The sequence below is a fragment of the Actinomycetospora lemnae genome (assembly GCF_028737315.1).
Taxonomy (GTDB): Bacteria; Actinomycetota; Actinomycetes; order Mycobacteriales; family Pseudonocardiaceae; genus Actinomycetospora; species Actinomycetospora lemnae.
This window is the reverse complement of sequence record NZ_JAQZAO010000002.1, coordinates 602,316-614,572: the sequence shown is the minus strand read 5'-3', so window position 1 is coordinate 614,572 and position 12,257 is coordinate 602,316. Positions and strand designations below refer to the sequence as shown.

General features: G+C 76.4%; 8 protein-coding genes. 6 read left to right on the top strand and 2 right to left on the bottom strand.

All coding sequences use genetic code 11. From position 1 onward, the window contains the following. The gene (locus PGB27_RS06590) at positions 1-5,106 is read left to right on the top strand and encodes a SpoIIE family protein phosphatase (protein ID WP_274199540.1); all 5,106 of its coding nucleotides are present in this window, start codon (positions 1-3) and stop codon (positions 5,104-5,106) included. On the opposite strand, the gene PGB27_RS06585 is transcribed toward PGB27_RS06590, so the two are convergent. Continuing rightward, entirely contained in the window at positions 5,103-5,756 is a 654-nt protein-coding gene (locus tag PGB27_RS06585) for a response regulator transcription factor (RefSeq protein ID WP_274199539.1), read from the bottom strand. The genes PGB27_RS06590 and PGB27_RS06585 overlap by 4 nt on opposite strands. After that, a complete protein-coding gene (locus PGB27_RS06580) occupies positions 5,753-7,855 on the bottom strand; it encodes a sensor histidine kinase (protein ID WP_274199538.1) in 2,103 nt (700 codons plus the stop codon). Before PGB27_RS06580 ends, PGB27_RS06585 begins: the two co-directional genes overlap by 4 nt. A 155-nt stretch (positions 7,856-8,010) precedes the next feature. Between PGB27_RS06580 and PGB27_RS06575 the strand changes: the two genes are divergently transcribed. The 5 genes from PGB27_RS06575 to PGB27_RS06555 all read left to right on the top strand — a co-directional run bounded on the left by PGB27_RS06575 (position 8,011) and on the right by PGB27_RS06555 (position 12,200). After that, positions 8,011-8,754, top strand: coding sequence for a hypothetical protein (locus PGB27_RS06575; protein ID WP_274199537.1), 744 nt, complete (start codon positions 8,011-8,013; stop codon positions 8,752-8,754). A gap of 109 nt (positions 8,755-8,863) precedes the next feature. Beyond that, complete coding sequence (locus PGB27_RS06570) at positions 8,864-9,904, top strand: aldo/keto reductase (protein WP_274199536.1); 1,041 nt, start codon at positions 8,864-8,866, stop codon at positions 9,902-9,904. A 302-nt stretch (positions 9,905-10,206) separates the two neighbouring features. Next, entirely contained in the window at positions 10,207-10,839 is a 633-nt protein-coding gene (locus PGB27_RS06565; protein WP_274199535.1) for an alpha/beta fold hydrolase, read from the top strand. A 313-nt stretch (positions 10,840-11,152) separates the two neighbouring features. Further along, positions 11,153-11,332, top strand: coding sequence for a hypothetical protein (locus PGB27_RS06560; protein ID WP_274199534.1), 180 nt, complete (start codon positions 11,153-11,155; stop codon positions 11,330-11,332). A gap of 7 nt (positions 11,333-11,339) precedes the next feature. After that, positions 11,340-12,200 carry a ferric reductase-like transmembrane domain-containing protein gene (locus tag PGB27_RS06555; protein WP_274199533.1) on the top strand — a complete coding sequence of 287 codons (861 nt, stop codon included), beginning with the start codon at positions 11,340-11,342 and terminating at the stop codon, positions 12,198-12,200. Positions 12,201-12,257 lie beyond the last annotated feature (57 nt).

Genomic DNA, 12,257 nt, shown 5'->3' with positions numbered 1-12,257 from the left:
ATGAGCACGGAGCCCCGCTCCGGCACGTCCGACCTGCTCGCCGGTGGGGGCCGGGTCGGTGCCGACATGGCCGGCGTCGACTGGGCCGCGACCCCGGTCGGCACGCCCGAGGAGTGGCCGACGCCGCTGCGCACGATCGTGCGCATGCTCCTGACCTCGCGGTTCTCCATGTGGATGGCGTGGGGCCCGGAGCTCACCGTCTTCTACAACGACGCCTACTGGCGCGACACCCTGCAGGCCAAGCACCCGTGGGCGCTGGGCAAGCCCGCGCGGGTCATGTGGTCGGAGATCTGGCCCGACATCGGCCCGCGGATCGCCTCGGTCCTCGACACCGGCGTCGCCACGTGGGACGAGGACCTGCTGCTCTTCCTCGAGCGCTCCGGCTATCCCGAGGAGACGTACCACACGTTCTCCTACAGCCCGCTCGCCGACGCCGACGGCTCGGTGGCCGGGATGCTGTGCGTGGTCACCGAGACCACCGAGCGCGTCATCGGCGACCGGCGGATGGCGACGATGCGCGACCTCGCGACGGCGATGGGCCCGGCGCGGTCGCGCGGGGACGTGCTGCAGGCGGTGGAGGGCACGCTCGGGGAGAACGACCGCGACCTCCCGTTCGCGCTGGTCTACCTGCTCGACGAGGACACCGGCGAGGCCCGCCTGGCCGCGAGCGCCGGCGCCACGCCCGGCTCGCCCGTCGCGCCGCGGGTGCTCGCGGACGGGGCGGGGCCCTGGGCGGCGGGGCTGTCGGGGGAGTCGGTCGTCATCGACGACCTCGCCGCCCGCTTCGGCGACGCCGTGCCCCGCGGGGCCTGGGACCGGCCGCCCGGGCAGGCCGTGCTCGTCCCGCTCGCGGCGGCACCGGGCACGGGGCCCGACGAGGAGACCGCGGGGCTCGCCGGGTTCCTCGTCGTCGGGGTCAACCCGCACCGGCCCTACGACGAGCGGACCGCGAGCTTCCTGCAGCTGCTCGGCGGCCAGATCAGCGCGGGGCTCGCGCACGCGGGCGGGTTCGAGGCCGAGCGCCGCCGCGCCGAGGCACTCGCCGAGCTCGACCGCGCGAAGACCGAGTTCTTCTCGAACGTCAGCCACGAGTTCCGCACCCCGCTGACCCTGATCATGGGACCGGTCGAGGACCTGCGGGCCGCGCCGACGGTCGATCCCGAGCGCTGGCGCGCCGAGCTCGAGGTGGTGCACCGCAACGGCCGGCGCCTGGGACGGCTGGTCAACAGCCTGCTCGACTTCTCGCGCCTCGACGCGGGACGGCGCCAGGCGCGGTACGTGCCCACCGACCTGGGCCCCGCCACCGAGGAGCTCGCCGGACTGTTCCGCTCGGCGATGGAGCGGGCCGGGCTGGAGTACGTGGTCGACTGTCCGTCCACGGGGCGCCCGGTCCTGCTCGACCGGGCCGCGTGGGAGCAGATCGTGCTCAACCTGGTCTCCAACGCGCTGAAGTTCACGACGGCCGGCCGGGTGTCGGTGCGGGTCGAGACCGCGGACGACGCCGCGGTGCTCCACGTCGCCGACACCGGCGTCGGGGTGCCCGCCGACGAGCTGCCCCGGCTGTTCGAGCGCTTCCACCGCGTCGAGGGCGCGGGCGGGCGCTCCGGCGAGGGCAGCGGCATCGGGCTCGCCCTCGTCCGCGAGCTCGTCGGGCTGCACGGCGGCGAGGTCACCGCGAGCAGCGAGTTCGGCGCCGGCACCACGATGACCGTCCGCCTGCCGTTCGGGCGGGCGCACCTACCGGCCGACCGGGTCGTCGACGTGCTGGAGCCCGTGCCCGACGCGCCCGCCCCGCCGTCCGCGGACGCGGAGTCGTTCGTCGCCGAGGCGATGCGGTGGCTGCCCGAGGGCGACGACGACGGCGAGTCCGAGCCCCCGGCCGGCGCCCCCGACGCCACGCGCGGCCGGGTGCTCGTCGCCGACGACAACGCCGACATGCGCTCCTACCTGCACCGGCTGCTCGCCCCGCGGCACGCCGTGCGCCTGGTGGCCGACGGCGAGGAGGCGCTGGCCGCGGCGCTGGCCGACCCGCCCGAGCTCGTCGTCTCGGACGTGATGATGCCCCGCCGCGACGGCCTCGAGCTGCTGTCGGCCCTGCGCGCCGACGAGCGCACCGCGCGGGTCCCGGTGCTGCTGCTCTCGGCGCGTGCCGGGCAGGAGGCCGCCGTCGAGGGTCTCGCCGCACGGGCCGACGACTACCTGGTCAAGCCCTTCACCGCCCCGGAGCTGCTGGCCCGCGTCGACGCGCACCTCCAGCTGGGCCGGGCGCGGCGCCGCGCGGAGGCCCGGTTCACCGCGATGGCCGACCTCGCGCCGGCGATGATCTGGGTGGCCGACCCCGACGGCGCACGCACCTTCCACAACACCGGCTGGCGGCGCTTCACCGGGCGCGCCGACGCCGACGACCGCGGGACGGCCTGGCTCGCCGGCGTCCACCCCGAGGACCGCGGCCGCTACCGCGCGCTGCGCGACCGGGCGATCCGCGCGGGGGAGGGCTGGGAGGCCGAGTACCGCCTGCGTCGCGGCGACGGGGCGTACCGGCGGGTCTCCGAGCACGCCGTCCCGCTGCCCGGCGACGGCGGGGTCACCGGCTTCGTCGGCAGCTGCGTCGACGTCCACGCGCGTTGGCTCGAGGCCGAGCGCCAGCGGTTGCTCGCCCGCGTCGGGGCCGAGCTCGACGCCGAGCCGGAGGTGGCCGGCCGCCTCGAACGCCTGGTCCTCCTGCTCGTCGAGGTCGGCCTCGCCGCCCGCGCGGCGGCCCGTCCCCTCGACGACGAGGGCGAGCCCGGCGAGGGTCGGGAGGCGCGGCGGCCGGACAGCACCACCGACGTCGCCGCGCCGTCCGAGGCCACCGCCGTCCCGCTGCCCGCCGGGACCTTCGGCGACGGCGAGCGACGGGCCCTGGAGCGGCGGTCCGCGGCCACCGAGGCGGGCGTGCTGCACCTGCCGCTCGTGGTCCGCGACCACCCGGTCGCCCTGGTCACCCTCGAGCGCGGCGACGGCGCGCCGGGCTGGAGCGACGACGACCGCGACCTCGTCGAGGAGATCGCCGCACGCGCCGCCCTGGCGCTCGACAACGCCCTGCTGCTCGCCGAGGAGCGCGCGACCGCCGCGCGCCTCTCGCTGCTGCAGCGCGCCAGCACCCAGCTCTCCGCGGCGGCCACGCCGGTCGAGGTCGCCGAGGTGACCGTCGGGCACCTCCGGGCGCTCTTCGGCGACACCGCCCGCGTCGCGGTGTTCGAGTACGACCCGCGCACGGGCGCCCTCGCCCCGCTCGCCGCGGAGAACGGCGACCCGCCGGTCGTCGGCCCGGACCGCTCGGACCCGACGCTCGTCGGCGCCGCGGTCGACGGCGGGGAGCCGTTGTGGCTGGTCGGCGGGCACGACGGGGCGTCGAGCGACCACCCGGTGCTGCGGGCGCTCATGCGCGACCGGGGCATCCGGGGCGCGATGGCGCTGCCGCTCGTGGCCGCGGGGGTGACCGTCGGCGCGATCGGCATCGGGCTGCCCGACCGCGCCCGCATCTCGCACACCGAGCGCAGCGCCCTCGTCGCGCTCGCCGAACCGTGCGGGATCGCGCTGGACCGGGCGCGCCTCTACCGCGCCGAGCACCAGATCGCCGACACGTTGCAGCGCAGCCTGCTGCCGCAGGGCCTGCCGACCCTCGACCGCATCGGGCTCGCGGTGCGCTACCTGCCCGGAGCCACGGGCACCCAGGCCGGCGGCGACTGGTACGACGTCGTCGACCTCGGCGAGCACCGCATCGCGGTCGCGGTCGGCGACGTGGTCGGGCAGGGCACGGCCGCGGCCGCGGTCATGGGCCAGCTGCGCACCGCGCTGTCGGGCTACCTCCTCGCCGGCCACGGCCCCGCCGAGGCCCTCGGCCTGCTCGACGGCCTGACCTCGCGGATCCCCGGCTCGCAGGCGTCGACGGCGATGTGCCTGATCCTGGACACGGTCACCGGCGAGTTGCGCCACGCCCGTGCCGGGCACCTCCCGGCCCTCCTCGCGCCGGCCGACGGCTCCCCGGTGCACTTCCTCGACGACCCCGCCGGCCACGGCCCCCTGCTCGGCCTGCCGCCCGGCCTGCGCGACCACGGCGAGGCCGTGACCACGATCGACCCCGGCACGGTGCTGGTCCTCTACACCGACGGGCTCGTCGAGCGGCGGGACGAGACCCTCGACGAGGGGTTCGACCGCCTGGTGACCTCGGCGGAGCGCCATCGCGACGCCGACCCGTCGACGCTCGCGAGCGCCCTGCTCGCCGATCTCGGCACGCGCTCCGACGACGTCGCCCTCGTCGTCGCCCGGTTCGTGCCGCCGCCGCTGGAGCTCGTCCTGGTCGCGCGCCCCGACTCGCTCGCCGTCCTGCGCCGCCGCACCGCGCGGTGGGCGCGGGCCGCCGGGGTCGGCGAGGTCCCGCTCGGCGATCTCCAGCTCGCCCTCGGCGAGGCCGCCACCAACGCCATCGAGCACGGCTACCGCGACGACGAGGGCTCGGGCCAGGTCGAGGTGGGCCTCGCGCGCTGCGACGACGGGTCCGTGGAGGTCCGCGTGGTCGACCACGGCTCGTGGCGTCCCGTGCCCGACGACCCCGGCTTCCGCGGACGGGGGCTGACGCTGCTGCGCGAGGTGACGCGCGACGCCACCGTCACGCCCGTGTCCGGCGGCGGCACCCAGGTCGTCTTCCGGGTCCCGCCCGACGAGGAGGACGAGGACGTCACCGGGTCGCAGGGGTCCGAGTCGCAGGGGTCCGAGCCGCGGGGGTCCGAGCCGCGGGGGTCCGAGCAGCGGGTCGTCGGCCGGCCGGCGCACCTGGAGGTCCGCGACGACGACGGCGGGCGGCACGTGGTGCTCCGCGGCGACCTCGACCTGGTGGGGGTCGCGGCGTGTCGCGACGCGGTGGACGCGGCGCTCGTCGACGCGGCGACCGTCGTGATCGATCTGCGCGACGTCGGGCACCTCGCGAGCGCCGGGGTCGGCATGGTGCTGCACGCGCTGCAGGACGCGCGCGGGCGCGGCGCCGTCGCCCGCCTGCGGACCGCGCCGGGCAGCCCGGCCGCCCGCGTGCTCGCCCTGGCGCTGCCCGGCGAGACCGGGATCTAGCCGCCCGTCCGCCCCAGTCCGGCCTCGCGCGCCCGCACGATGGCCTCGGCGCGGTCCGCGACGTGCAGCTTCGTGAAGATCGCCGAGACGATGTTGCGGACGGTCTTGGGCGACAGGAACAGCGCCGACGCGATCTGCGGGTTGGCCCGGCCCGCGGCGACGAGGTCGAGCACCTCGCGCTCGCGGGCCGTGAGCTCGGGGAACACCTCGACCGTGGCCTGCCGCGGCGCGAGGAACTCGACCACGCGCCGGGCCAGCGCCGGGCCGAAGATCGCGTCGCCCTCGGCCACCGCGGTCACCGCGCGCACGATCTCGTCCTTCGTCGCGCCCTTGAGCAGGTAGCCGCGGGCGCCGGCGCGCAGGGCGGCGAAGACGGTCTCGTCCTCCTCGCTCATCGTCAGCACGACGACGCCGATCGAGGGGTCGGCGTCGACGATGCGCCGGGTCGCGGCGATCCCGTCGAGCTCGGGCATGCGGACGTCCATCACGACGACGTCGGGGCGCAGCGCCGCCACCGTCTCCACGGCCGCGGCCCCGTCGGTCGCGGTGCCCACCACCTCGAGCCCGTCGACCGTGGCCAGCAGCCCGGCCAGGCCGTCGAGGTAGACGGGGTGGTCGTCGGCGAGGACGACCGTGATGGGCCCGGTCACGGGTCCTCCAGGGGGATCTCGGCGGCGACGACCGTGCCGCCGTCGGGTGGGCAGGACACGCTCGTGCGTCCGCCGAGCTCGGCGGCGCGCTCCCGCAGCGACAGCGTCCCGACCCCGGCGACGACGTCGGCGCCGATGCCCCGCCCGTCGTCGGTGACGGTGACGACGAGCCGCCCGGGCCGGCGCTCGAGCAGGACGATGGCTCGGCTCGCCCCGGCGTGGCGCACGACGTTGGTGACGGCCTCCGAGGCGATGCGGAAGGCGGCGACCTCGACGGCGGCGGGCAGCTCGCCCGGCTCGCCATCCACGACGATCTCGAGCCCGTCGTCCGAGAGCCGCCGGGCCTGGGCCCGCAGGGCGCCCGCGAGCCCGAGCTCGTCCAGCGCGGGTGGGCGCAGGTCGTGGACGAGGCGGCGCACGTCGGTGAGCAGGGCCCCGACGTCCGCGACGGCCTGCGCGAGCACCCCGTCGGCGGCCGCGGGGTCCGTCGCGGCGAGGCCGCGGGCGGTCTCGATGCGCAGGGTCACCGCGCCGAGCCCGGGGCCGACGCTGTCGTGGAGGTCGCGACGCAGCCGCCGGCGCTCCTCCTCGCGCGCGGTGACGAGGTCGACCCGCGCCTGCTGCAGCGACGCCGACAGGGCCCCGGCCCGCGCGGCGCCCGCGGCCTGGCGCAGCAGGTCGCCGAGCAGGCGCTGGTCGGCCTCGGAGAGCCGCCGGCCCTCCGCGACCGCGACCCGGCCGATCGTCTCGTCGCGGTAGCGGATCGGGAGGGCGACGGTCGGGCGGTCGGTGTGCCCGTGCTCGACGACGGCCTGGGCGCCGTCCGCCCGGTCGATCTCGACGCGCACGTAGGGCAGGCGGAACGCCTCGGCCACCGAGCGGGCGAGCGCCGCGAGCTGCTCGCCCGGCGCGGCCGCGGTCTCGAGCCGCCCGGCGAGGGTGGCGACGGCGGCGTACGGGTCGTCGCGGGAGCCGCGGGTCAGGCGGCGGGCGGCGCGCCAGAGGCGGCTGCGCAGCGGCGTGTAGAGCACGGCGACGACGGCCACCGCGAGCAGCGCCGAGTCGCGCCCGCCGAAGGCCGCGCCGGCGACCAGCAGCACCAGCCCGTCCACGGCGAGCACGAGCACGCCGAGGGCGAGGGCGACGACCGTCGTCGGCAGCAGCCGGTCGATCTCGTAGAGGCGCTCGCGCACGGCCGCGGTGGCGATCGCCCCGGAGGTCACGGTGATCGCGACGAGCAGGGAGAGCGTGGGCCACGGTGCGGGCAGCAGGACGCCGACCCCGACGAGCAGGACGTCGACCAGACCGGCCCAGACCAGCCAGCGCAGCTGGAGACGCCGCCGCCCGCGCGCGCGGTGGTGGCGGACGGCGACCACCACGAACGGCACGACCATCCCCAGCGGCACGAGCGCGAAGGCGACGCCGAGCAGCTGCGGCCAGAACGGCAGCGGGATCGAGTGGGGGTCGAGGTCGAGGGCCGCGACGCGCGGGGTGAACGGCATGCCGCTGCGCGCCTCGACCTCGCGGGACGGCACCACGAGCAGCACCAGCGGCAGCAGGGCGGTGCCCGCGAGGCTCGCGAGGGCGACCGGACGCCCGATCCGCCCGCGGGGCAGCCGGCCGTCGGGGAAGAGCAGGATCACGAGTGGCAGCGCGAGCAGCAGGAACGCGCCGTAGCGGGCGCTGACGGCGTAGGCGAACGACGTGCCCGGCAGGCCCGGCGTGACGTAGAGCCCCTCGACGATCCAGGCCGACGCCAGGCCCGTCAGCAACCAGCCCGCGCCCGCCGCGGTCAGGACCCACCCGACGGGCCGCCCGCGCGGGTCCGCGCCGCGCAGCACGAGCAGGCCGGCGGCGAGCAGGACCGGGCCCGCGAGGATCTCGATGATCCCGCCGCCCTCGTCCGGCCCGGTGACGACGTCGCGGTGGCGGACGGCGAGGGCGACGCACAGAGCGAGCACGACCAGCCCGGCCAGCGCGATGAGCCCGAGGAGGAGGTCGCGGGCGCGTCCCGTCTCCTCGGCGGTCACGAGCGGTGGCGGGGCCTCGGGCTCGTCGACGACCTCCGCGCTCGCGCGCTGCTCGGTCGTCGGTCGCACGCGACTGATCGTTCCAGGTCGGGGGCCCCGTGTCCCCGCGCCGCGGTCCCGTCGTGCGTCCCGAGTCGTGTCCCGGCGGCTCGGGACATCGTCGGGACGATCACGGGGCGCGCGGCCCTGCCGGGGCGGGACGGCCGGCGCGCAGAGTCCTCGCCATGCCACCGGCCGCCCGCCGCGACACCGACCGTTTCACCCGGGAGCCCGCCATGACGACGATCCGCACCACGCCCGCCCGTGTCCGTACCGACGCCGCCGCCGGGTCTGCGGCGACGCCGACCGAGGCCGTGCCCGCCCCCGGCGCCGCGCCCGGCTCCGGGAGCCCGGGGGTGCGCACCCCCGGGGACGGCGCCCTGCGGGCCCTCGGAGCCGGCCTCGCCGTCGGCGCCACCGCGTACGGCATCCCGTTCATGCTGTTCGGGGCGCAGGAGGCGGGCCTCGGCCGCTTCGTGATCGACCTGACCGGCGTGTTCTTCCAGCTCGGCGTGTTCTGCCTGCTGGCGGCGATGTGGCGCACGCAGGCCGCGGGCACGTCGCGGCTCGCCCGCACCATGATCATCGTGGAGTCGGTGGTCCTGGGGCTCGCGACCGTGCAGTCCCTGACGACGCTGCCGGCGATGGGCGGCGAGTGGAGCACCCTCGCGACGGTCCTCGACCCGTTCTGGCCGCTGTCGATGCTGGGCATGGCGATCCTCGGGGTGAAGGTGGCCGTGGCCGGCCGGTGGCGCGGTGCGCTGCGGGCGTGGCCGGTCGTCGCCGAGACGTGGATCGTCGTCGCCCTGCCCGCGATGATGCTGTTCGGCCCGGTCGTCGGCTCGATCGTCGCCGGCGCGCACTTCCTCGTCGGCTACGCGACCCTCGGTGTCCTGCTGGCCGTGCGCCCGGGCCTCACCCGCCGCTGACCGCTCGCTCGGTGCCGACCGAAGGGCCCCTCCGCTCGATCTAGTCGAGCGGAGGGGCCCTTCGCTCATCTCACGTTCCCGGGCGACCGATCAGGGGCAATCGATCGGCATGGAGTACCGCACTCTCGGACGGTCGGGCCTGCGGGTCTCGACGATGACCATGGGCACGATGACCTTCGGCGGCAAGGGCGGGTTCTCCAAGCTCGGCAGCACCGACGTCGAGGGCGCCACCCGCCAGATCGACCTGTGCGTCGACCACGGCGTGAACCTCGTCGACACCGCGGACATGTACTCCGCCGGCGTGTCCGAGGAGATCGTCGGGCAGGCGACGAAGAACCACCGCGACGACCTCTACCTCGCCACCAAGATGCGCTTCCCGATGGGCGACGGCCCGAACGACGGCGGCGCCTCGCGCTCCCGCATCGTCCGGTCCTGCGAGGACAGCCTGCGCCGCCTCGGCGTCGATCACATCGACCTCTACCAGCTGCACGGGTGGGACGGCGTGACGCCGCTCGAGGAGACCCTCGAGGCCCTGGACACGCTGGTCTCCAAGGGCAAGATCCGTTACATCGGCTGCTCGAACTACTCGGCCTGGCACATCATGAAGGCCCTCGGGGTGTCCGAGCGCCGCGAGTACCAGCGCTTCGTCTCCCAGCAGATCCACTACACGCTGCAGGCCCGCGAGGCCGAGAACGAGCTGGTCCCGGTGTCGATCGACCAGGGCCTCGGCATCCTCGTCTGGAGCCCGATCGCGGGCGGGCTGCTCTCGGGCAAGTTCCGGCGCGGCCAGGACGACCCGGAGACCTCGCGGCACCTCGGCGAGTGGTCCGAGCCGCCGGTCCACGACCGCGAGCGTCTCTACGACATCATCGAGGTCGCCGCGGAGATCGGGGACGCGCACGGGGTCTCGGTCGCGCAGGTGGCCAACGCGTGGCTGCTGCGCAAGCCCGGGGTCACCTCGCTCGTCATCGGGGCCCGGACCGAGGAGCAGCTCACCGACAACCTCGCCGCCGCCGAGCTCGCGCTCACCGACGAGGACGTGCGCCGCCTCGACGAGGTCTCGGCGATGCCGCTGCTCTACCCCTACTGGCACCAGAAGAACACGATCACCGACCGGCTCTCGCCGGCCGACGCGTCGCTGCTGGCCTGACGGGTCCCCGGGACACCCCGCACCGCCGGGGTGTCCCGGGACCGCCGGCCCGATCCGTCCTGGTCGCGCCCCTGTCCCTCGGGCGGTTCGGGGCGGGACGCTGGGAGGGCCGCTCCGCCGACCCGCCTGGAGGACGCCGTGCGCGCACCACCGACGCTCCACCACGTCACCTCCGCCGACGGCACGCGCCTCGCGCTCGAACGGGTCACCGACGGACCCCGCCCGCTCGTGACCTTCGCCGGCGGCCGACGGGCAGGGCGGTCTGGGCGGGGACCGCCCGGGAGCTCGACGGCCGCTTCGCGGTGTGGCTCGCCGACCGGCGCGGCAAGGGCGACTCGGGGGACACGGAGCCGTACTCGTTCGACCGCGAGCACGAGGACCTGCGCGCGATCGCGATCTGGTTCGACGGCGAGGCGGTGCTCGCCGCCCACTCCTCGGCCGCGGTCTGCCTGCTCGGGGCGGCGGCGGACGGGCTGCCCGCGTCGACGCTCGTCGTCGACGAACCGCCGTGGCCGCTCGGCGGCCGCGACGACCCGACCGGGGCCCTCGATGCGATGGAGGCGCGGCTCGCCGCCGGCGACCCGGAGGGCGCGCTGGAGATCGGCCTGCTGCGCCTGGTCGGGGTGCCGGAGCCCGCGCCGGCGGGGATGAAGCAGGCCCCCGGCTGGGCCGAGCGCGTCGCCAACGCTCACACCTGGCCCCGCGAGGGGCGGGAGCTGGAACGCATGCCGGCGGGGACCGACGTCCTGCGTGACGTGCGGCTGCGCACCGTGATGCTGCTCGGGGAGCAGAGTCCCGAACATCTCCGACGCTCGACCGCAGCGGTGGCCGACGCCCTGCCGGACGTCGAGGTCGTCGACCTGCCGGGCCAGGGGCACACCGCGCTGCAGACGGCGCCGGCGCTCGTGGCGGATGTCCTCCGGCGGCATCTCTGACGGCTTCCGGGTCAGGTCTGGACCCGGGATGCTCCGTGGCGTCAGCAGCATCCCGGTCGCCGTGGCGACGGTGGGCCGCGAGCGGGACCGCGACGTCGACCAGGGCGCGTGGGTGCGGGCGGACCGCCGCCGGTGATCTGCGGCGCAGGGTCGGCCGGAGATCGTGTGTCTCGACGTGCATGCGGGCCTTGGACGCCGAAGCCGACGCCGGTGGCGTGCCGCTCCTGTCCGGGCACTGATCGGTGGCGCCCCCTGATCCGGGTCACACTCCGCGATCGTCCATCCTGGACGGGCGACGAGGAGGGAGGCGCCGGTGCCCGGTCGACGCACGGCGAAGGCCGTCCAGCACGAGGAGAACAAGCGCACGATCGTCGAGCTGACCGCGTGGATCACGGTCGCCGCGGCGATGCTCGTGGTGGCGCTGCACGCCGGCATCTCCGCGTCCTCGACGGCGGCCGACGTCCCGCGGGTCACGACCGCCGAGTACCGCTGAGCGGCGCGTGATCGAGCTCTGGAACATCTCGCGGGCGCTCGGCCTCGTCGCGCTCCTGATGCTGGGCGTCGTGCTCGCGCTCGGCGCGCTGCACAACACCTCGCTGACCACGCTCCTCGGCCAGGCGCTGCCGCGGTTCGTGCTCGTCGCGCTGCACCGCAACCTCGCGCTGATCACCGTCGTGTTCGTGGTGCTGCACGTCGTGACCGTGCTGGTCACGCCGTACCTGCCGCTGCGCTGGTACCACGTCGTGGTCCCGGGGACGGCGTCGTTCAACCCGTGGCCGGTCGGGTTCGGGGCGCTCGCGCTCGACCTGCTGCTCGCCGTGGTGATCTCGTCGAGCCTGCGGAAGTACCTGTCCAAGCGCGCCTGGCTCGTCGTGCACTGGACGTCCTACGTCTGCTTCCCGGTGGCCGTCGCCCACGCCGTCGCCAACGCCTCGCTGCGCGGCGGGACGTGGTGGACGCTCGTGGTGCCGTTGGTCGCGACCGCGCTGGTCGTCGCGGCCCTGCTCCACCGCCGCGCCGCGCGCCGCCGCCCGTCGTCGGTGCCCCTCGCCGACCGCGGGCGCACCGACCCCGCCGAGGCCCGGAAGGCCGCGGACCACGCCACCGGAGCCCAGCCCGCGGTGGGCGGCGAGGAGCCGGCGAGCGAGGATGCAGCGAACGCGCGGTTCGCTGCTTCTCTGCGAACGACCGCGCCGTTCGCTGCGCAGCTCGACGACCACGCGGGCGAGGACGAGGGCTCGTCGGCCGGGCGGCACGCCGCGGACCCCGGGGACGGCGCGGACGCCGACGCGCGCACCGACACCCTCGGCGGCCCCGAGGCCCCGACCGTCGCCCTGCCCCCGCGCCCGCGCCGCCGCTGAGCCGGCCCGCTGGCACCAGCGAGCGGGGAGTTCGAGCGCCTAGAAGCCGCGAACAGC

Bases quoted from the DNA above. Each gene is read 5' to 3' on its own strand.
- PGB27_RS06590 (WP_274199540.1), top strand. From the start codon at position 1: ATGAGCACGGAGCCCCGCTCCGGCACGTCCGACCTGCTCGCCGGTGGG.
- PGB27_RS06575 (WP_274199537.1), top strand. From the start codon at position 8,011: ATGCCACCGGCCGCCCGCCGCGACACCGACCGTTTCACCCGGGAGCCC.
- PGB27_RS06570 (WP_274199536.1), top strand. From the start codon at position 8,864: ATGGAGTACCGCACTCTCGGACGGTCGGGCCTGCGGGTCTCGACGATG.